Annotated in this window: 22 protein-coding genes; 9 read left to right on the plus strand and 13 right to left on the minus strand. The window is 69.5% G+C overall.

Annotation, left to right across the window (positions count from 1 at the left end; all coding sequences use genetic code 11):
* Positions 1-16: 16 nt before the first annotated feature.
* From ACIA58_RS37900 to ACIA58_RS37915, 4 genes are all read left to right on the plus strand, one after another.
* Positions 17-757: an SDR family NAD(P)-dependent oxidoreductase gene (locus ACIA58_RS37900; RefSeq protein WP_396408684.1), complete on the plus strand. Its 741-nt coding sequence runs from the start codon at positions 17-19 to the stop codon at positions 755-757.
* A gap of 121 nt (positions 758-878) precedes the next feature.
* The gene (locus ACIA58_RS37905; RefSeq protein ID WP_396408685.1) at positions 879-1,568 is read left to right on the plus strand and encodes an LLM class flavin-dependent oxidoreductase; all 690 of its coding nucleotides are present in this window, start codon (positions 879-881) and stop codon (positions 1,566-1,568) included.
* Between the two features lie 74 nt (positions 1,569-1,642).
* The gene (locus ACIA58_RS37910; protein ID WP_396408686.1) at positions 1,643-2,647 is read left to right on the plus strand and encodes a LacI family DNA-binding transcriptional regulator; all 1,005 of its coding nucleotides are present in this window, start codon (positions 1,643-1,645) and stop codon (positions 2,645-2,647) included.
* A 43-nt stretch (positions 2,648-2,690) separates the two neighbouring features.
* Positions 2,691-5,351, plus strand: coding sequence for a glycogen debranching protein (locus tag ACIA58_RS37915; RefSeq protein WP_396408687.1), 2,661 nt, complete (start codon positions 2,691-2,693; stop codon positions 5,349-5,351).
* A 391-nt stretch (positions 5,352-5,742) separates the two neighbouring features.
* Here the strand turns inward: ACIA58_RS37915 and ACIA58_RS37920 are convergent, their stop codons facing one another.
* The 10 genes from ACIA58_RS37920 to ACIA58_RS37965 form a co-directional block, all read right to left on the minus strand.
* On the minus strand, positions 5,743-6,513 hold the full coding sequence (locus ACIA58_RS37920) for a hypothetical protein (protein ID WP_396408688.1): 771 nt from the start codon (positions 6,511-6,513) through the stop codon (positions 5,743-5,745).
* Positions 6,510-7,403 carry an ATP-binding cassette domain-containing protein gene (locus ACIA58_RS37925; protein WP_396408689.1) on the minus strand — a complete coding sequence of 298 codons (894 nt, stop codon included), beginning with the start codon at positions 7,401-7,403 and terminating at the stop codon, positions 6,510-6,512. Before ACIA58_RS37925 ends, ACIA58_RS37920 begins: the two co-directional genes overlap by 4 nt.
* Positions 7,403-7,762 carry a GntR family transcriptional regulator gene (locus ACIA58_RS37930; RefSeq protein WP_396408690.1) on the minus strand — a complete coding sequence of 120 codons (360 nt, stop codon included), beginning with the start codon at positions 7,760-7,762 and terminating at the stop codon, positions 7,403-7,405. Before ACIA58_RS37930 ends, ACIA58_RS37925 begins: the two co-directional genes overlap by 1 nt.
* Before the next feature lie 58 nt (positions 7,763-7,820).
* Positions 7,821-8,537 (minus strand): GPP34 family phosphoprotein, encoded by a 717-nt coding sequence (locus ACIA58_RS37935; protein WP_396408691.1) that lies wholly within the window; start codon positions 8,535-8,537, stop codon positions 7,821-7,823.
* Positions 8,530-8,739 carry a hypothetical protein gene (locus tag ACIA58_RS37940; protein ID WP_396408692.1) on the minus strand — a complete coding sequence of 70 codons (210 nt, stop codon included), beginning with the start codon at positions 8,737-8,739 and terminating at the stop codon, positions 8,530-8,532. The genes ACIA58_RS37935 and ACIA58_RS37940 overlap by 8 nt, the downstream gene beginning before the upstream one ends.
* Before the next feature lie 13 nt (positions 8,740-8,752).
* A complete protein-coding gene (locus tag ACIA58_RS37945; protein WP_396408693.1) occupies positions 8,753-9,658 on the minus strand; it encodes an SPFH domain-containing protein in 906 nt (301 codons plus the stop codon).
* A gap of 66 nt (positions 9,659-9,724) precedes the next feature.
* Entirely contained in the window at positions 9,725-10,423 is a 699-nt protein-coding gene (locus ACIA58_RS37950; RefSeq protein WP_396408694.1) for an aminotransferase class IV, read from the minus strand.
* Positions 10,424-10,435: 12 nt separating this feature from the next.
* Positions 10,436-11,800, minus strand: coding sequence for an aminodeoxychorismate synthase component I (pabB, locus tag ACIA58_RS37955; RefSeq protein ID WP_396408695.1), 1,365 nt, complete (start codon positions 11,798-11,800; stop codon positions 10,436-10,438).
* A gap of 43 nt (positions 11,801-11,843) precedes the next feature.
* A complete protein-coding gene (locus tag ACIA58_RS37960; protein ID WP_396408696.1) occupies positions 11,844-12,623 on the minus strand; it encodes a class I SAM-dependent methyltransferase in 780 nt (259 codons plus the stop codon).
* 237 nt (positions 12,624-12,860) lie between these two features.
* The gene (locus ACIA58_RS37965) at positions 12,861-13,565 is read right to left on the minus strand and encodes a metal-dependent transcriptional regulator (RefSeq protein ID WP_396408697.1); all 705 of its coding nucleotides are present in this window, start codon (positions 13,563-13,565) and stop codon (positions 12,861-12,863) included.
* A gap of 69 nt (positions 13,566-13,634) precedes the next feature.
* Between ACIA58_RS37965 and ACIA58_RS37970 the strand changes: the two genes are divergently transcribed.
* The 4 genes from ACIA58_RS37970 to ACIA58_RS37985 all read left to right on the plus strand — a co-directional run bounded on the left by ACIA58_RS37970 (position 13,635) and on the right by ACIA58_RS37985 (position 17,324).
* Entirely contained in the window at positions 13,635-14,933 is a 1,299-nt protein-coding gene (locus tag ACIA58_RS37970; RefSeq protein ID WP_396408698.1) for a cryptochrome/photolyase family protein, read from the plus strand.
* Positions 14,934-15,007: 74 nt separating this feature from the next.
* Positions 15,008-15,400: a GntR family transcriptional regulator gene (locus ACIA58_RS37975; protein ID WP_396408699.1), complete on the plus strand. Its 393-nt coding sequence runs from the start codon at positions 15,008-15,010 to the stop codon at positions 15,398-15,400.
* Positions 15,397-16,275 (plus strand): ABC transporter ATP-binding protein, encoded by an 879-nt coding sequence (locus tag ACIA58_RS37980; RefSeq protein WP_396408700.1) that lies wholly within the window; start codon positions 15,397-15,399, stop codon positions 16,273-16,275. The genes ACIA58_RS37975 and ACIA58_RS37980 overlap by 4 nt, the downstream gene beginning before the upstream one ends.
* Positions 16,272-17,324, plus strand: coding sequence for an ABC transporter permease (locus tag ACIA58_RS37985; protein ID WP_396408701.1), 1,053 nt, complete (start codon positions 16,272-16,274; stop codon positions 17,322-17,324). The genes ACIA58_RS37980 and ACIA58_RS37985 overlap by 4 nt, the downstream gene beginning before the upstream one ends.
* Here ACIA58_RS37985 and ACIA58_RS37990 read toward each other — a convergent pair.
* The 3 genes from ACIA58_RS37990 to ACIA58_RS38000 form a co-directional block, all read right to left on the minus strand.
* Complete coding sequence (locus ACIA58_RS37990; RefSeq protein ID WP_396408702.1) at positions 17,290-18,615, minus strand: APC family permease; 1,326 nt, start codon at positions 18,613-18,615, stop codon at positions 17,290-17,292. The genes ACIA58_RS37985 and ACIA58_RS37990 overlap by 35 nt on opposite strands.
* Positions 18,572-19,096, minus strand: coding sequence for a hypothetical protein (locus ACIA58_RS37995; RefSeq protein ID WP_396408703.1), 525 nt, complete (start codon positions 19,094-19,096; stop codon positions 18,572-18,574). The genes ACIA58_RS37990 and ACIA58_RS37995 overlap by 44 nt, the downstream gene beginning before the upstream one ends.
* 72 nt (positions 19,097-19,168) lie before the next feature.
* Complete coding sequence (locus ACIA58_RS38000) at positions 19,169-19,714, minus strand: hypothetical protein (RefSeq protein ID WP_396408704.1); 546 nt, start codon at positions 19,712-19,714, stop codon at positions 19,169-19,171.
* Between the two features lie 75 nt (positions 19,715-19,789).
* On the opposite strand from ACIA58_RS38000, the gene ACIA58_RS38005 reads away from it, so the two are divergent.
* The gene (locus tag ACIA58_RS38005) at positions 19,790-20,044 is read left to right on the plus strand and encodes a hypothetical protein (protein WP_396408705.1); all 255 of its coding nucleotides are present in this window, start codon (positions 19,790-19,792) and stop codon (positions 20,042-20,044) included.
* The last annotated feature ends 91 nt before the right edge of the window (positions 20,045-20,135 follow it).

Raw genomic sequence — 20,135 nt, forward strand, 5'->3', positions numbered from 1 at the left:
GCGTGGACTTGACCACATGAACGAACTGCTTGGCAAGAAGGCCCTGGTAACCGGTGGCAGCCGCGGGATCGGCGCGGCGACCGCGATCGCGTTGGCGGAGCGTGGCGCCGACGTCGCGATCACGTACAACGCATCCGCCGACGCGGCGGCGAAGGTGGTGAAGGAGATCGAGTCCCTCGGACGGCGCAGCGTCGCGCTGGCGGTCGACGCGGCGGACGCGATCGCGGTCGGCGACGGCGTACGCCGGGCCGCGAATTCCCTTGGTGGGTTGGACATCCTGGTGAACAACGCCGGTATCGGGGCGATCGCGCCGATCGGCGAGCTGACGCTGGATGACGTGGATCGGGTACTCGCGGTGAATGTGCGCGGTGTGTACGCCGCCACGCAGGCCGCCGTACCGCTGCTCGCCGACGGCGGTCGGCTGATCCACCTGGGCAGCTGCGTCTCCGGCCGGGTCACCACCCCCGGGATGACGCTGTACGGGATGAGCAAGTCCGCTGTCACCGGGCTCAGCAAGGCGCTGGCCCGCGAGCTCGGGCCGCGCCGCATCACCTCGAACGTCGTCCGGCCCGGCCCGATCAACACCGACATGAATCCGGCCGACGGCCCTTTCGCCGCCGTCCAGATCGCCAACCTCGCGATCGACCGCTTCGGCAACTCCACCGAGATCGCCGCCGCTGTCGCCTACCTCGCCGGTCCTGATGCCGCCTACATCACCGGCACCGAGCTCACCATCGACGGCGGCCACACCGCCTGAGCACAGCCTGTCGGTGGACCCGGCTAGCGTCTGGGGATGAAGTTCTCGGTGACGGTCGGGGCGGTGGGTGCGGGGCGGGATCCGCGTGGGTTGGCGGAGCTTGCCCGGATGGTTGAGGAGTGTGGCTGGGACGCGTTGTTCCTGGAGGATTCTCGTCTACCAGGGCGACGCGTCCCAGCCGACGTACGACCCTTGGATCTGCATGGCGGCGATGGCGGTGGCGACAGAGCGGATCCGGATCGGTACGACGGTGACGCCGCTGCCCCGGCGCCGGCCGTGGAAGGTTGCGGCGGAGGCGGTTGCGCTGGATCACCTCTCGGACGGGAGGTTCGTGCTCGGGGTGGGGATCGGGGATCCGGGCGATCCGTTCATGGAGGGAAAGAGTCCCAAGGTGCTGGCGGAGATGCTGGACGAGGGGCTGGAGTTGATCGATCGGCTGTGGAGCGGGGAGCGGGTGAGCTTCCGCGGCAAGCACTACCGGCTGGACGATGTGCGGCTGACGGCTCGGCCGGTGCAGGAGCCCCGAATTCCTGTCTGGGTGGGCGGGAACATGTTGGTGCCTGCCGTCAGGCGGCGGATTCTGCGCTGGGGTGGGTCCTGTGCTTACAAGGGGAGCACGGATGCACCGCAGCAGATCACTCCTGACGATGTCCGCGGACTGTTGGAGGACGGGGCCCGCGAGGTGAAGGTCAGTGGGGGTGACCCGGCGGCGTTCGCCGAGGCGGGGGCCGCGTGGTGGGGGCGGTGGATCGCGCCGATGGGGGCCGAGGAGACGCTGTCGATCGTCCGCGAGGGGCCACCGCCGCTCTGAACCGTTGACAGTTTTGGACGGCCCGGGGCAGACTGCCGATGTTTTTAACGTTCAAAACGTCCGTGGGAGGTCGCGTGGCCACGCTCAAGCAGGTCGCCGCCCACGCCGAGGTGTCGGTGCAGACGGTGTCGAACGCACTCAACGCGCCGCACCGGCTCCGGCCGGACACGCTCGAACGCGTCAACAAATCGATCGAACTGCTCAACTACCGGCCCAATCGTAACGCCCGCAGTCTGCGCACCAGCGCGGTCGAGCTGATCGGGTACTGCGTCCCGGACTGGCCGAACCAGACCCATCTGGTGATGGACCAGTTCCTGCACGCGCTCTGCGCCGCCGCCGAGCGCACCGGCCGGCACATCCTGCTGTTCACGGCACCGCCCGGCGTCGACGGCATGCCGACGTACGACGATCTGCACGCGCGCCGGCTCGTCGACGGGTTCGTGCTTTCGCAGACCGAGACGCACGACCCGCGGCACGGCTGGCTGAAGGAACAGGGCATCCCGTTCGTCAGCTTCGGGCGGGTGTGGAAACAGACGACACAGCCCGGTCCGTGGGTGGACGTCGACGGTGCGGCCGGTTCCGCGATGGCGGTCCGGCATCTGTACGAGACCGGCCGCCGCCGGATCGCCTTCCTCGGTTGGCCGAAGTCGTCGGGGCTGGCCGAGGACCGCGCCGGCGGATGGCGGGACGAGTGCAGGGCGCTCGGCCTGCCGACCAGCGGGTTGTCCGTGCGTTGCCGCGAGGACAGCCTCGACGAAGGCGCCCGTGCCACCGCGGATCTGCTCGACGCCGGCCGCGCGATCGACGGGATCGTTGCCCTGAGCGACATTCTCGCCCTCGGCGCGCTCCGCGAGCTGACCCGCCGCGGCCTCACCGCCGGCCGCGAGCTCGGCGTCACCGGCTTCGACGACTCGCCGCTCGCGGACGTCGTCTCCCCCGGCCTGACCAGCCTCCGGCAACCGATGGACGAGATCGCCGGTGAACTGATCAAGATCCTGACCGGCGCGCCCGACGGCACACCGGCCGAATGCCTGCTGAAGCCCGAACTGGTGATCAGGGGCAGCTCAGCCCCTGGCTGATCCCGGCGCTGTCCCCCGGGCGCCGCGAGAAGGAGGAACCGCCATGACTCCCCATCCGACCAACCGCAGTAGCTCCCCACCCGGCCGCAGACCGGTACGCCGGAGCGCCGGCATCGCCCTGCTCGCGGCCGCGACCGTCCTCGCCGGCACCGCCTCGGCGATCGCCGGCCCCGCGGGCTCGTCCACCACGACCGGGCGCGCCGCGACCGTCTCCGCACCGGCCGGGTCGGAGCTGTCCGAGACCACCCGCCTCGCCGACCGGCGATCGCTCGTCGTCGGCGACCGCGCGTACGCGATGGGCGACGAGTCGGGCCTGTACCCCGCCACCGGCTGGCACGTCCGCGGTGAGATGGGCGGCTTTTGGACCCAGCCGATCAAGCTGCTCGACGGCATCTGGTTCGGCCTCGACGGCAACTGGCTCGGCAAGGACGTCGCCGCCGCGAAGTACACCAGCGGCCAGGGCTACAGCCGGATCGACTACTCCGGCGCCGTCGACGTACGCCGTACCGACTTCGTCCCCGACGGGGTCCGCGCGACGCTGGTCGGCCTCACGCTCAGCTCGAGTACGGCGAAGAAGGTCAAGCTCGACGTGGACGCGCACTCCGAGCTGATGCAGTCCTATCCATGGGACTGGACCACCCCGGGCGCCGCGGACGCCAACCTGCCCGACACCGGCGACTACGCCGGCGGTGCGCTCAAGTTCAGCGAGCAGGGAACGCCGTCGTACCCGAACGCGACCGCCCACGACTACGCCGCGTTCGTCGGATCGTCCCTGCGTCCGACGGGCCACGAGCTCGGTCCGGACCACCGCGGGCCGCAGGATCCGGCCGTGATCTGCCCGAAGGACGGTACGACGCCCGCACGCTGCGACGACTCGCTCGTCGGCAAGGGCACCGGCGGCCGGCTCACGTACGACGTGAAGCTCTCGGCGGGTCAGCACAAGACGATCTGGTTCGCAGTGGCCGGGTCGGACCAGGGCAGCCAGGCCGCACAACGCGAGTACGGCCAGGCGCTGCGCAACCCAGAGAAGTTGCTGCGGGCAAAGACTTCCGCGCGGCAGCAGATCGACGCGCAGTCCGCGGTGGACCTGCCTGGTGACCGACTGCTGCAGCAGAGCGTCGAGTGGAGCAAGCAGAACCTCGCCGACTCGGTGCAGGAGGCGCACAACCTGCAGATCCGGGACGTCAACGAGGGCAAGGACTACCCGGCACCGGCGGGGACGGTCCAGACCGCACGCTGGTTCGGCGCCGGCTTCCCGGACTATCCGTGGCTGTTCGCGACCGACGGTGAGTACACCGCCTTCGCCGCGGTGGCAGCGGGTCAGTTCGACACCGTGAAGGCGCATCTGCGATCGCTGCGCGACGTGAGCGACATCCTGAACAACCGCAGCGGCAAGGTCGCGCACGAGGTGACACCGACCGGCTCGGTGTACTTCGGCTCGAACCAGAGCGCGGGCAACACCGACGAGACGGTGAAGTTCCCGAGTACGGTCGCGCTGCTGTGGCGCTGGACGGGTGACAACAAGTTCCGCGACGAGATGTACGACTTCAGCGTCCGGAACCTGGAGTACGTGTACCGCGAACTCGACAAGGACGGCGACGGCTGGCCGGAGGGTCTCGGCAACGTCGAGCGCACCGGGATGGGCGTGGAGAAGCTCGACAACACCGTCTACCTGATCCGCGGTCTGACCGACCTCGCCGATCTGGCCGCGTCGAAGCACGACACGAAGACGCAGCAGTGGGCCACGAGCCGCGCGAACGACCTCGAGTCGCGCTTCGAGGCGCAGTGGTGGGTTCCGCAGGCGATGGGCTACGCCGATTCGATCGACGACCCGGCCGACCCGGCGAACGACAACACGCCGATCTTCCAGCGGCACTGGATCGGTGTCACGCCGATGGAGGCGGTCCTGGCCCGCCCGGGCAAGCCGGCCTCGCCGCTCGCCTCGACCGACCATGCGAACACCGCGCTCGACCAGCGCGAAACGGCTTGCTACACAGGCGAATTCGGCCTGTTCCACACCGGCACCGGTGCGACGTCGGACCCGGCCGGCAACCCGGGCGCGACCTGTGATCCGGTGGTGTCCCAGGTGAAGAGCGAGCGCAGCATCTTCGGTCTCAACACCTCGATCATGGCCGTTGCGGAAGGCAACTTCGGCCGGATGGGCGCGAAGCAGCAGCAGGCGTACACCACCGGCAACGCCCGGATCCAGCTCGACCCGTCGGTATGGGAGACGCCCGGCGCGATGCCGGAGATCGCCCCGTCGCCGGACTCCGCGGCGAACATCGGCCGGCCGTTCTACGACCGCTCGATGGCGCTGCAGGCCTGGGGCGCGTACGGCATCCTCTGGCCGGTGATCCACCAGCAGCTCGGCGTCGACCCCGACCTCGGCCACGGCCGGATCGCCGTGGTGCCGCAGCTGCCGGAAGGCCAGCAGAAGGTGGCCGGTAGCAACATCCTGGTCGGCCGCGGCTCGGTCGATGTGTCCGCGCGCCTTACAGGTAAGGCGTTATCGACCGATGTGACCGCGAAGGGCGTCGGTGCGACGCTCACGATCGGTGCGGTACTGCCGTCCGGGGCGAAGGTGAAGACTGTGACGGTCGACGGCCGCACAGCGCAGTACAAGCTCGTCACCACCAGTCGCGGGACCGAGGTCCACGTGCCGGCGAAGGGCTCTCACACCGAGCTGAGGATCACGCTCAACTGAGAGGTGCCCACTCAGAACCCCCGAGGTCGTTCGCGACCTCGGGGGTTCTTTGTTTCGGCACCGGGGAGTTCAAGAAGGCGGGCCCCTCCGAGTATGAGTCGGAGGGGCCCGCACCAGCTGAAGGAAGGTGACGTCTCCAGCTTCCCGATACGGGTCCGTGGAGGCCGGCAGACCCCGTCACCGGTCTACCTCGGTGGGGATCCCCACCGCGAGGGCCCTCGGTTTCCGATCGACCCGCCACTCCAGTCCGAAGCGGCGTGTCGACATTTCTACGCTCTTGGACAGGGGTCGCACAAGCCTTTCCTGGCAACAGTTTTGGTCGTCCACAGTGAACACGCAACCATCCACAGAAACCGTCGCAGTTATACACACCCCCTGTGCATAACGTGTCTTAGCCCTTAGCGGGTTTCAGGGCCATCGGTTGCAGAATGCGATACCCGGCGTACACACCGAGCGCGCTGACCACGAGGACGGAAGGTATGGCGACGGCGAGTGGCGGACGGTGATAGCCGGTGCTCGTGAGGACGTCCGCGAGCCACTGCGCGACGAGGAGGAACTCGGCGGCGACCGCGGGGACCAGGGCGAGCGGGAGCATCAGCACGCCGCGCCAGAAGCCGAGGCGGACGAACGTGATGCCGAGCAACCAGCCGGTCACCTCGTGAGACAGGATCAGCAGGAAGAACTCGGCGAACATCAGGCCGACCTGCGACGTGTCGGTGAACAGGTGCGGGTTCGTCAGCTTGTCGGGCCAGCCCTGCGACGCGTAGAGCGCGTGCTCCAGCTGGTACGCCACCACCCACACGATCGAGGTGGCCGCGGCCGCGCCGGTCAGATAGATGCCGGAGGCAACCGCAAACATCCGGCGGGTCACGCCGTGCGAGACGAGCAGGGCCAGGTACGGCGGAGTGAGCGTGACGCCCAAGGCCAGCGAGAAGTACTTCGGCGACTGGGTGCCGTAGTCCCACATGCTGCCGGTGACACCGCTGGTGAGGAGCTGGATGACGAGCCCGATCACCAGGAAGGCGACGAGCATCACGATCCAGTAGCCGACGAGCATCTGGCGCAGGCCGACAGTCATCGACCACAACACCGTCTTCAGCCGGTGCCGGTTCGTCGCTCCGCGCGGAAGCGTTGCGCGGCCGTCCACCACTGTGCTGGTCAAGAGCGGGCTCCTGTCAGGTGGACGAAGAGGTCCTGCAGGCCGACCGGGCCGATCTCCAGGCCGGCGGCGGACGCCTCCGCGAGCAGGGCCGGATCGAGGTCGCCGAGGACGGTGGTGGACTTCGTGCCGCCGAGCCGCTCCTCCGCGAGCACGGTGAGGCCGGCGGTGAACTTGTCCACGGCCGCCGCCGGGCCGACGATCGAGGCGCCGCGGCCGCGCAGTGCGTCCACCGGCGACTGCGTGACGAGTCGGCCGTTGTCGAGGATGACGACCTCCTCGAGCATCGCGCTCACCTCGCTGACCAGATGGGTGGACAGTACGAACGTGCGCGGCACTTCGCTGTAGTCGGCGAGCAGTGCGTCGTAGAACAGGTTCCGCGACGGGACGTCCATGCCCAGGTAGCTCTCGTCGAAGATCGTCAGCGGAGCCCGGCTGGCGAGGCCGAGAACGACGCCGAGCGCGGACTTCTTACCGCGGGAGAGCTTCTGGATCTTCTTGTTCACCGGTACCTCGAAGCGGTCCAGCAGGTCGCCCGCGAGGTCCGCGTCCCAGTACGGGCGCAGCGCGGCGGCCAGACCGATCGCTTGCTTGACCTGCACAGCCTCCGGCAGGTCGCCGGACTCGCGGATCAGGCAGACGCGGCTGGTGACGACGGCGTTCTCGTACGGCTCCTGCGCCGCACCGAGGTCACCGCCCTCGATCAGCACCCGCCCCTCGTCCGGCCGACGGAAACCGGCCAGGACCGCGGCGAGCGTGCTCTTACCGGACCCGTTCCGCCCGAGCAGCCCGTGGATCTTCCCGGGCGCCAGCCGCAGATCGAGCCGATCCAGCGCGGGCACACCCGCGAACCGGACCGACAACTCTTCGGTCCTCACAGTCAGGGCGGTCATCAGGCTTCTCCGTACGTGCGGATGTGCTGGAGGATGTCTTTGAGGGGGATGCCGATGGCTTTGGCTTCGCGGATCATCGGGTCGACGACGTCGGCGAAGAACGAATCGCGGCGGCCGGTGCGGAGCAGGTCGCGGGCGTTCGGGGAGACGAACATCCCGATCCCGCGCTTCTTGTACAGCACGCCCTCGTCGACCAGTTGTGCGAACCCCTTGGCGGCGGTGGCCGGGTTGATCCGGTAGAAGGCGGCGTACTGGTTGGTCGACATCACCTGCTCGTCCTCGGCCAACGCGCCGGTCACGATGTCGTTCTTGATCTGCTCGGCGATCTGCAGATAGATCGGACTCCGGTCGTCGAACACAATCCACCCCCCTTCCTCGGTTCGTTGGTTGAGCAACGAACCATAGCGGCACCCGGGGTCAGCCGGAGTACTGCGCCTGCTGGAGCGTCTTCTTCAACGCCGGTACAACAGGCCCGACGCGAACCGCGAGCTGCGCCAGGCGGTCCTTGTGGCGAAGGCGCTGGTCCTTGCTGATGACCGTGCGGAGGTCCGCGGTGGACGCGAGCACGACGAGGGATGCGTCGCGGAGATCCACCCGGGAGACGAGTCGCGAGGCCCGGAGGGTGTCGTGGCCGGCCTGCAGGAGCTGGCGGCGCATGAGCGGGTGCCGGACGGTGATGCGGTCCGCCGGGAAGATGCCGAGGACGCGGTGCGGCTCGACCCTGATCAGGCGCGCGCGGTCGAGGTCGTCGCGAACCCGGCGTACGGTCGCACCCGTCCGCCGGTCGATCCAGTACCGCCATCGCCGCGGGCCCATCGCCCGAACCTCCTCGAGCACCGCCGCGAGCACCGGGTCGATCGGCGGCGCGGCCGACGTCACCCGCGCCCGCCCGTTGTCGTCGACGAGATTCCCACTCAGCACCAGGTCCACCAGGACCGCCGCCCGAAGCACCTTCCCAAGCTTCGACCGAGCCGTCAGCCGCCCCCGGTCCGGATCGTAAGCCAGCAAGAACATCCTTGCCGGCAAGGCATCCGGGACCTGGAGGTTGCCAAGCGCAACAATCTTCCGAGCAGGTCTCGGCGCTCGGCGTAGCAGTTGTCCACCTGTGACGATCGTCGCATTCCTTCTACTCATCGTCTTCCTCCTTGGGAGGGCGGCCGGGGCGGCGGAGTTTGCCTACCCCGCCCGGGAGCCGGCCGGCATCGGCCAGCGCCCGGCGGAGCAGGTACTCGATCTGTGCGTTGGTGCTGCGCAGGTCGTCGGCCGCCCAGCGGGCCAGCGCGTCGTGCACCACGGGATCCAGCCGGAGCAGGATCTTCTTGCGTTCGACAGCCACGGGACGCGACCACTCACTGGTAGAGCGAGCCGGCGTTGACCACCGGCTGGGCGTCACGGTCGCCGCACAGCACCACCATCAGATTGCTGACCATCGTCGCCTTCCGCTCCTCGTCCAGCTCGACCACCTCGTGCTCGGACAGCCGGTCCAGCGCGAGCTCGACCATGCCGACCGCACCTTCGACGATCCGCTGCCGGGCCGCGACGACCGCGCCGGCCTGCTGGCGGCGCAGCATCGCCTGGGCGATCTCCGGTGCGTACGCGAGGTGCGTGATCCGCGACTCGATCACATGGACACCGGCCGCCTGCACCCGGGCGCCGATCTCGGCGGACAGCTTCTCGGTGATCTCGTCGGTGCTGTCCCGCAGCGACAACACGTCGTCGTCGCTGTGCACGTCGTACGGATAGCTGTTCGCGATGTGCCGGACCGCGGTCTCGGTCTGGATCGCGACGAACTCGACGAAGTCGTCCACCTCGAACATCGCCTGCGCGGTGTCCTCGACCTGCCAGACCACCACCGCGGCGATCTCGATCGGGTTGCCGTCGGCATCGTTGACCTTGGCAACGGCTGTCTCGTGGTTGCGGATCCGGGTCGAGACCTCGCGCCGGGAAGAGATCGGGTTCACCCAGCGCAGCCCGTTGGTGCGGACCGTCCCGGCGTACCGCCCGAGGATCTGCAGCACCCGGGCCCGCCCGGGCGAGACCGCGGTCAGTCCGGCGGCGACGATCACGCCGACCACGAACAGCGCGATCCCACCCACCACCTGCGGGCCCCGGTCGTGGGTGACACCAATGATGAATCCGGCCACCCCGGCCACCAGCAGCAGGAACGCCAGCAGCGCCATCGGCCAGCCGTTCAGATCCCGGCCGGCCCGCTCGGTCACCTTCGGCGCCGGCATCTCCACCGCGACATCCACCATCACACACGCTCCCTTGCTCGAATAGCGCAAAGGTAGCAAAGTGATATCACATTTACAAGCGGCGGATCAGGGCAGCCGGGCCGCCTGGGACTCGAGGTGGGACTGCCAGACCGTGGAGACGGAGTTGGGCAGCGGGTCGATGGCAGACGCGCCCCAGGCGTGGATCGGGCGGATGCCGTGCAGGGCGTTGACCAGCCAGACCTCGGTGGCGTTCTGCAGTTCCTGCGGGGTGACGGCCCGCTCGGAGATCTCGACGCCCTGATTCGCCGCGATGCGGCGCAGCAGCTGGGCGGTCACCGAAGCGAGCAGCGGCCGGTCGGACGGCGGGAAGCAGAGCGTGTCGTCCTCCCACCAGGCGACCGCCGAGTACGCCGCCTCGAGCACGGTCCCGTCGGCGTCGAGCAGCAGGATCTCGTCGGCCCGGTCGGGCGCCGCCTCCCTCAACTTGCCGAGCAGCTCCAGATCCGGACCCTTGACCCGCGGCGCGGTCCGCGGATCCGGACCTTCGTGTACGGCGACGCGCACGCGACCGCCGATCGGCGGCGCCGGCCGCAGCTGGACGGCGAGCTCACCGGAGGCCGGCAGCTCGAACCGCGGGAACCACCGACCGAACCCGGGCAGCCGCCCGGCCTGCTCGTCCCAGAACCGCTCCGCGGCGACCCCCGCCTCGGCACACGACCGGACGAACCGTTCCCGGTGCAGCTCCAGTCCCCGGACCTTGCCATTGGCAACCAGGAACGAATCCGCCACCAGCAGACCACTCATCTCCCCCACCCTTCACCCGCGGCCCACCCGGCCGACGGCTGCCGTTGCTTTCAGCACCATTTCGTCGTACTCCGCGACCGGGTCGGAATCCAGCACGATCGCACCCCCGGCCCCGATCACGGTCCCGTCCGGGGTCAGCACCGCCGTCCGGATCACCACGCTCAGGTCCGCCCGCCCGTCCAGGGACAGGTAGCCGAGCGCCCCGGAGTACACCCCGCGCGCGCTCGGTTCGAGCTCGTCGATGATCTGCATCGTGCGGATCTTCGGCGCGCCCGTCATCGACCCCGGCGGGAAGCAGGCGCGGACCGCGTCGACCGCGGTCAGCCCGTCCCGCAACCGGCCCCGGACCGTCGTCACCAGCTGGTGCATGGTCCGGTAGCTCTCGACCTGCATCAGCTGCGGCACGTTCACGGTCCCCGGCACGCTCACCCGGCCGAGGTCGTTGCGGATCAGGTCGACGATCATCAGGTTCTCGGCCCGGGTCTTGTCGTCCTCGGCCAGCGCCTTCGCCGCGAGCTGGTCCTGCGCCGGGTCGAGATCGCGCGGCGCGGTCCCCTTGATCGGCCGGCACTCGGCCCAGCCGTCCGCGTCGACGGTCAGGAACCGTTCCGGGGAGGAGCTCGCCACCGCGAGATCGCCGTACCGGATGAAGGCGGCGTACGGCGCCGGGTTCGCGGACCATTGCCAGCGGAAGAACTCGAACGGGTCCGGCACGGCCGGCAGGCGGACCCGGTTCGTCAGGTTCACTTCGTAGGTCTCGCCGGCCTCGAGCTCCTCCAGACAGCGCGCGATGCCGGCCAGGTACGTCGCCCGGTCCTGCTCGAGATGTACTTCGAGGTCGAGCGTCGAGATCGCCGGCGTCTCCAAGCTGCCCATCCACCAGTCGGCGGCGGCCGTCTCGGCCCGGTCCAGCCAGTCCTCGCCGGCGCCGGGCTCCCCGTCAGGCTTGTCGACTGCGACCAGGTACGTCCGGTCCCGATCGTGGTCGATCACGACGAACCGGTTCGCCCAGATCCAGAGCGCATCCGGCGTGGGCGACTCGTGGGCGACCACGCCGCCGGTGAGTGCTTTCAGCTCGTACCCGAAGTATCCGACGTACCCGCCGCAGAAGAGCCCGGCCAGCTCCGGCGGCGGCTCTGCGACCCGCGCGGCCAGCAACTCCTGAAGCTCGGCGAAGACGTCGCCATCGGCAACATCCCGGACGATGACCTCGGCCCCGAGCGACGTACCGAGGACGGAGACGCGGCGCGGCGCGCGGTCGGTGAGACTGCCGTCGAGCCAGAACGCAACCGGCTCAGCGGCCAGCAGCTCGCGGTAGACCGTCTCACCGTCGAGCGCCCGATCGAGCGTCCGGACGGACCAGCGCAGCGCACTCACAAGCACACCGTACCGACCGCGGGCCCGGATCGGACCCCACCGTTCAGGAGATGGTCAGGGCGACCTTCGTGCGCATCGCGGTGATGCGGCGGATCGGGATCGCGACCTCGAGGCCGTCCTTGGACTCGGCGCGGTCCGCGAGCCACCCGGCGGCGGTGTCGCGGCGGACGTCCGGCGTACCCGGGAGGTAGAGCGCGTTGACGAGTCGCATCGCGTCGTCGCGGCTGCGGATCATGTACACGTACCGCTCGCGCTGGCTCTCCATCACGTGGAACCCGGCGTGATGCAGCTGGTCCTTCAGCTCGGTGATCTCGCCGCCGGCCGGGAACTGCGGCGTCGATCGCAGCCGCGTGGTCAGACCGCTCAACGTGCGGATGTCCCCGCGCCGCAGCGGCCGTACGGCGGGCACGATCGCCGCCAGCACACCACCTCGCCGCAGTACCCGGGCCGCCTCCGCCAGGACGTCAGGAAGCGGCTGGAGGACCATCAGGCCCATCGAGCAGGTGACGACGTCGAAGACCTCGTTCGCGAACGGCAGGTGCAACGCGTCGGCCTGCACCTTCGGACCGGGCGCACCGGCGAGCTGGGCCGGGTTGTTGTCCACCCCGACCACCTGGCGCCCGTACAGCTCGCGCGCGACCGGCCCGTTGCCGCAGGCCAGGTCGAGCACCCTACGGGCCTCGCCCGAGACGGCGCGGACCAGCCAGCGGTACGGCGTATGGTCGCCGGCCACCGCCCGGGACAGCAGCGCTTCCGTGCTGCCGGGCGTGGCGGTATGAAACTCCCGCAGGTACTGCGGCCAATCAACAGGGTTCTCAGACATCGCGGACCGACGCTACCGGCAGGCGACCCGGCGTGCTCCGCCGGGTGCTCAGCGTTAACGCAGAGTTGACTATCAGGGGGTGTCTCCCACTCCCACGCCGTAGCGAGCAGGTGCTCGGTGCGGTGCATCGGCGCGCGGGGGCAAAGGGGTCGATGCGGAGCATCGTTCCCTTTGCACCCGCGCGGCGAGGTGCCGTGCCGAGTGCCGCGCAGTAGGCGCGGGAGTGGGGGACACCCCCTAAACGCGGCTGACGAAGATGTGGCCGGCCGTCTCGTCGCTGATGATGCCGCCGGCTTCGTGGCTGCCGACCAGTACGCCGTCGGCGTCCAGGGTCGAGTCGACCTCACGGCCGGGCAGCGCGCCGGCCTTGCGCAGCACCGCCATCGCGCCGTCGTCGGTCTGCACCGGCTCGGCGATCCGGCGGACCAGTACCCGCACACTCTCACCGGTGGCCTGGTCGAGGACCTGGTCGAGCGGCTCGACACCGATCCGGAAGTCCTCCGTCCCGCTCGCGATACCGCTGGTCTGCAGCTCCTCCAGGCCCGGGATCGGATTGCCGTACGGCGACTCGGTCGGGTGGTTCAGGATCGTCAGCAGCCGCTGCTCCACCGCGTCGCTCATCACGTGCTCCCAGCGGCAGGCCTCGGCGTGCACGTCCTCCCACTCGAGCCCGATCACGTCGACCAGCAGCCGCTCCGCGAGCCGGTGCTTGCGCATCACCCGGACCGCCTGCTTGCGGCCGACGTCGGTGAGCTCCAGATGGCGGTCGCCCTCCACCTTGATCAGACCGTCGCGCTCCATCCGCGCCACCGTCTGACTGACCGTCGGACCGGACTGGTGCAGGCGCTCGGCGATCCGTGCCCGCAACGGCAGGATCCCCTCTTCTTCCAGCTCGTAGACGGTCCGCAGGTACATCTCGGTGGTATCGATCAGCTCGCTCACGACACCCATTCTCACCTATGTAGGCAAGCCTTACCCAATCGCTGTGGGTACCGGCGGATGATGAGCCCGATGACAGCGGTGATGTGGTTCCGGCGGGACCTTCGGCTGAGCGACAACCCGGCCTTGCTCGATGCGGTGACGGCGGGTGACGGCCGGGTGCTCGGGATGTTCGTGGTGGACCCGCTGCTGTGGGAGCGGTCCGGCGATCCGCGGCGGGATCACCTGATGGCATCGCTGCGCAGTCTGTCCGACTCCATGGGCGGCCGGCTGGTCGTACGGCGGGGCGATCCGGCGACCGTCGTACCGGCGATCGCGGCCGAGGTCGGGGCGGCGAGCGTGCATGTCAGCGCGGACTACGGGCCGTACGGGCAACAGCGCGATCAAGAAGTTGAAGCCTCATTGAAGTGTCCACTGGAGCGGACGGGATCGCCGTACGCCGTGGCCCCCGGCCGGGTGCTCAATCAGCAGGGGCGGTCGTACCAGGTCTTCACGCCGTACTTCAAGGCGTGGCTGGCGCACGGATGGCGGCAGCCGGTGGAGGCGCCGGCGGACGTGCAGTGGATCAAGGCGGACGGCGAGGACCTGCCGTCCGCCGACGGCGCGGGTGAGCGGGCGACGCTCGAGCACTGGCAGGCGTACCTCGACGACGTCGCGGCGTACGACGACGAGCGCGACCGGCCAGATCTGGACAGCACCTCGCGGATGTCGATCCCGTTGAAGTACGGCGAGATCCATCCGCGGACGATGCTCGCCGATCTGGCCCGCAAGCGCAGCGCCGGCGCGGAGGCGTACCGGCGGGAGCTGGCGTGGCGCGAGTTCTGCGCGGACCTCCTCGCGCGTCACCCGCAGGCCGCCTGGAAGCCGCTGCGTCCGGAGTTCGAGAAGATGGAGTACGACGAGCCCGGCGCACTGTTCGACGCGTGGTGCGCGGGCCGGACGGGCTTCCCGTTCGTCGACGCCGGGATGCGGCAGCTGGCCGAGACCGGGTTCATGCACAACCGCGTGCGGATGGTCGTCGCGTCGTTCCTGGTCAAGGATCTGCATGTGCACTGGCGGTTCGGCGCCCGGTGGTTCATGCGATCGCTGCGCGACGGCGATCTCGCGTCGAACTCGCTCAACTGGCAATGGGTGGCCGGCTGCGGCGCGGACGCGGCGCCGTACTTCCGGATCTTCAACCCGGTCGGGCAGGGGCTGAAGTTCGACCCCGACGGCGACTACGTCCGGCGCTGGGTCCCGGAACTGCGCCACCTCGACGGCAAGGCGGCGCACGAGCCGTGGAAGCACGACGCCGACGGCTACCCGACCCCGGTCGTCGACCACGGCGAGGCCCGCCGCGAGGCGCTCCGCCGGTACGACGCCATCCGCTGATCCGCGTCCCGCTCTTGACGGGCGTTTGCGCCATACCCCTATAGTGCTAGTTACCTAGATGAATGGGGTTATGGATGATCGAGTTCCATCTGGACGGCCGGTCGGGGGTCTCGCCGTACCAGCAGATCGTTCAGCAGGTCCGCAACGCGTTGCGGCTCGGCCTGCTGCGGGAGGGGGACCAGTTGCCGACCGTCAAGGACGTGGTGGCGGCGCTGGCGATCAACCCGAACACCGTGCTCAAGGCATACCGCGAGCTCGAGCACGAAGGCCTGGTCCAGGCCCGGCCCGGGCGCGGCACGTTCGTCACCCGCACCCTCACCGACAACACCCTGGCCGCCCACGGCCCGCTCCGCCAGGACCTCCGCCGCTGGCTGGCGAAGGCCCGCAAGGCCGGACTCGACGACGAGAGCATCGAGGCGTTGTTCCTGACAACCTTTCGGACCGCCGCTCAGGAGGACATAGCGTGACAACGGTTCTGCAGGCCCATGGGTTGGGTAAGAAGTATGGGCGGCGCTGGGCGCTGACCGATTGTGATCTCGAGGTTCCGGCCGGGCATGTGGTGGGGCTGGTCGGTCCGAACGGGGCCGGTAAGAGCACCTTGCTGAATCTGGCTGTCGGGATGCTGACGCCCAGTGCGGGGTCGGTCGAGGTGCTGGGGGCGCGGGCCGGGGCGCAGCAGGCCAAGGTCGGGTACGTCGCGCAGGACACGCCGACGTACGCGCGGTTGAGTATTGCGGACCACCTGCGACTCGGGCGACGGCTCAACCCGGCGTGGGACGAATCCCTTGCACAGCAGCGGATCCAGCACCTGAAACTCGATCCGAAGCAGCGGGCGGGCAAGCTGTCCGGCGGTCAGCGCGCGCAGCTTGCGCTCACGCTCGGCCTGGCCAAGCGGCCCGAGCTGCTGATCCTCGACGAGCCCGTCGCCGCGCTCGATCCGCTGGCCCGGCGCGAGTTCCTCCAGGACCTGATGGAGGCGGTCGCGGACCAGGAGCTCAGCGTCGTACTGTCCTCGCATCTCGTCTCCGACGTCGAGCGCGCCTGCGACTACGTGATCGTCCTGGTGGACTCCCGGGTGCAGGTCAGCGGCGAGATCGACACGTTGCTGGCCACGCACTACCGGCTCGTCGGTCCGCGCCGCGACCCGAAGGATCTGCCGCAGGACCAGTTCGTGGTGACGGCGAGCCACACCGACCGGCAGTCGACGTACCTGATCCGGACCGACCGGCCGATCCACGATCCGGCCTGGACGGTCAGCCAACTCTCGCTCGAGGACCTCGTACTGGCCTACATGGGCCGCGACGTCCAGCCCGAGCGCCCGATCCTGGAGGTGCAGCGATGATCTGGCTGACCTGGCGGCAGTTCCGCGTGCAGTTCGTCGTGGTCGCGACCGTCATCGTCGCGGCCGCGATCTTCCTCGCCGCGACCGGACCGAACCTGCTCGACGACTACCACCGCCTGACCACCAACTTCATCCAAAGTCTCGCCTACGAGCGGCTCAACCCGGTGCTCTACCGCGTCGGCCAGCTCCTGCTGTACGCCGTACCGCCGGTGATCGGTGCGTTCTGGGGTGCGCCGCTGATCGCCCGCGAACTGGAGACCGGCACGCATCGGCTGGTGTGGAGCCAGAGCATCACCCGCCGGCGCTGGCTGGCCACGAAGCTCGGTGTGACCGGCCTGTCGGCGATGGCGATCACCGGGCTGCTCAGCTTCGCGGTGACCTGGTGGTCGGCCCCGATCGACGACGCGCTGAACGCCGGTCAGGACTCGAACACCTACTTGCCGCGGATGTTCCCGTCGACCTTCTCGGCCCGTGGCCTGGTCCCGGTCGGCTACGCGGCTTTCGCGTTCGCTCTCGGAGTCGCGATCGGGCTGGCGGTACGCCGCACCTTGGTGGCACTCGCGATCACGCTGGCGGCGGTGATCCTGGTCCAGATCCTCACGCCGTCGTTGATCCGGCCGCACCTGCTGGCACCGGTCGACAGGTACATCGCCGCGACCGCGGAGAACATCCGTGGGTTCGGGATCAGCGGCGACGGGGCGAATCAGCAGGTGAAAGAGATCGAGGTCGCCACCGGTGCGGTCGCCGCCTGGAAGGTGTCCGACCAGACCGTGGACAAGTCCGGCAAGGAATTGAGCACGCTGCCCGACTGGACGATGGCGTGTGCGCCCGGGCCGCCGCCCGCCGGGCCGAAGCAGCAGGTGACGACCACGCCGGCCGAGGTGGCGTGTTTCCAGCGGCTCGCCGACGAGGGCTACCGGCAGCATGTGCGCTACTTCACGGCCGGCACCTTCTGGGATCTGCAGTGGCGCGAGTTCGGGCTGTTCATGCTCCTGGCGTTGGGGCTGACCGGGTTCAGCTTCTGGCGGATCCGGCGCGACCTGTCCTGAACCGGCGGACGAGAAGGGCTGCCGCGAGGAGTGCGGCAGCCACGACCGCGGACCTCCACGGAAGGGTGACCGCGAGTACGACGCAACCGGTCAGGCCGACCACGTTCACGGCGCGGGGCCATCGACGCTGGCCGGCCGGCTGGGTGAAGGCGGACGCGTTCGCGATCGCGTAGTACAGCAGGACGCCGAACGACGAGAAGCCGATCACGCCGCGCAGATCGGTGGTGAGGACGAGGACGCCGACGACCGCGGCGAGCGCGAGCTCGGCGTGGTGCGGGACCTGGTAGCGGGGATGTACGGCGGCCAGCCAGGTCGGGAGGTCGGCGTTGCGGGCCATGGCGAGCGTGGTGCGGCCGATGCCGGCGATCAGGGCGAGCAGGGCGCCGAGGCTGGCGAGGGCGGCGCCGATCCGGACGATCGGTGTCGCCCAGGCCGCACCGACCCCGTCGACTGCGGCTGCGAGGGGCGCCGCGGTCGACGCGGGGTCGCCGGTCCGCAGCAGCGCCAGCGCGACGAGCAGATAGATGCCGATGGCAATGACCACGGCGACGGTGATCGCCCGTGGGATGGTCCGGGCCGGCTCGCGGACCTCCTCGCCCATGGTCGCGATCCGCGCATAACCGGCGAACGCGAAGAACAGCAGCCCGGCGGACTGCAGAACGCCGTACACCGAAGTGCCGGTTGCCGGCTGATGCTGATGCTCGCCGGTGAACAGCACGACGAGCACGACGGCGAGAACTACGAGGGTGCAGGTGACAAGGATCCTGGTGAGGCGTGCCGTCCTGGTCACTCCCCGGTAGTTGACGGCAGCCAAGGCGAGGACTGCCGCCAGCGCGATCAACCGCCGCAGCCAGCCGACGTCCGTCACGTACGTCGCGAAGGTCAGCGCCATCGCGGCACACGACGCCGTCTTGCCGATGACGAAGCACCAACCGGCGGCGAAGCCCCACCACTCCCCCAACCGCTCGCGACCATAGACGTAGGTGCCACCCGAGATCGGGTAGACCGCCGCGAGCTGCGCCGACGAGGCCGCGTTGCAGTAGGCAACAACAGCGGCGATCCCCAGGCCGAGGAGCAACCACGAGCCGGCCGCCTGCGCGGCCGGCGACCAGACGGCGAAGACACCGGCGCCGACCATCGACCCCAGCCCGATCACCACGGCATCACCGACACCGAGTCGGCGCGCCAGCCCTGGCCCGGTCCGAGCGGCCGCTGCCGGCTCCTCTGGCCGCGCGGCCGCGTTCATGTCAGTTGTCCGCCGCCAGAGCGGCCGCAATCTTGGCCTCGGCATCAGCGACGACCTCCTTGGGCGCTTCGGGCAGCAGGTCGGCCCACAACGGCAGCATCTCCCGCTTGGCCTCGAGCATGCCCAGCGGCCGGGGGTAGAACCACACGTGGAAGTGGGCCGAACCGTCGCCCCAACGATAGACGTGCACCCGGGCGATGTCGCCGAGCGCGAGGATGGCGCGCTCGATGCGCGCGACCACCGGACCGTAGCTCTGCGCGAGCCGGTCCGGCAGGTCGGCGAACGAGTCGTGGTGGCTCCGGCTGGTCAGCCAGACCACGCCGGGGATCGTGACCCCGGTCGCCCGGCACAGCGCCCAGTCGTCGTCGTGCCACAGCGGCGGCCGGTGCTCGGAGTTCTCGAAGTCGGCCAGCCAGTCGCACAGGCCGCAGTGCTCCCCGCCGGGCTCCCCGACGCGCGGAGGTTCGGGGATGACCCGCGGTTGCGGCTCGCGGCGGACCAGCGGTTCGGCGTACGGAAGTGTCATGGCGGTCTCCAACCGAAGGTGACGATGCCGCCAGTGAAACACGCTTGTTGCAAGAAATGCAACAGACATGTTTCACGCGTCGATGACTCCGCGGAGCACCAGGTCGAGGGTGAGCCGCCGGGCGCGGGACCGCGACCAGTGGTGGCGCCCACGCATGTGGACGTAGGTGAAGGCCGCGGAGACCATCAGTACCTCGGCCACATCGCTGATCCGGCCGTGCGGGTGCAGTGTGCCGTCCGACTCGCCTTCGCGGAGGAACCGCTCGAACGGGTCGAGGAACGAGACCGGCCCGTTGCGCGCCTGCTCCTGGTGGAACACCAGGTCCGACGACAACATCAGCGGCAGATGCCGATCGATCACGTCGAACAGCGCTTCCAGCGTCCGGATCAGGCCCTCCCGCCCGGTCCCGGAACCGGCCAGCACCGGCCACATGGTGTCCCGGTAGTCGGCGGCCAGCGCGTCCAGCAACGAACTCAGCAGCGCCTCGACGGTGAGTCCCTGCCGCCAGAGCGTGACCCGCGACCGGCCGACCTGCTCCGCGACCCGCTCCAGCGTCACGCCGGACCAGCCGTGCTCGGCCAGTACGGCGATGGTCGCCGTACGCAGCGTCTCGTCCACCGCGACCCCTCACTCTTGTGCAACATGGCCGTTGCACTGCACCATGACTGTACCAACCGGCGAGGAGGGACGGGCGTGGACAGCAGGACCGAGATCCGGGTGCACTTCACCGATCAGGAGCGCGCCGGACTGACCGCGCTCACCGCCGGGCTCCGCGGGGTGGCCGAGTCCGACTTGTCCGAGGAGGACGCGCTGGTCGCGGCGCTGGAGCTCGCGCTCACCCGGCTGATCGACGACTTCGAGGTCCCCGACCCGGCCGCCCGCGAGCAGGTCCAGCGCGCTCGCGACAACCTCCGCGCCCACTGGATCCGCGGCAGCGCGACGCTCTAGATGTACTCGGTCATGAGGTTGGTGACAGTCGGCTGATGGGTGGTCGGCCGCCGAGTGCGGTGTGTCGGCGTTGATTGTTGTAGAAGGTGAG

Source organism: Kribbella sp. NPDC051586, assembly GCF_044453965.1.
Taxonomy (GTDB): Bacteria; Actinomycetota; Actinomycetes; order Propionibacteriales; family Kribbellaceae; genus Kribbella.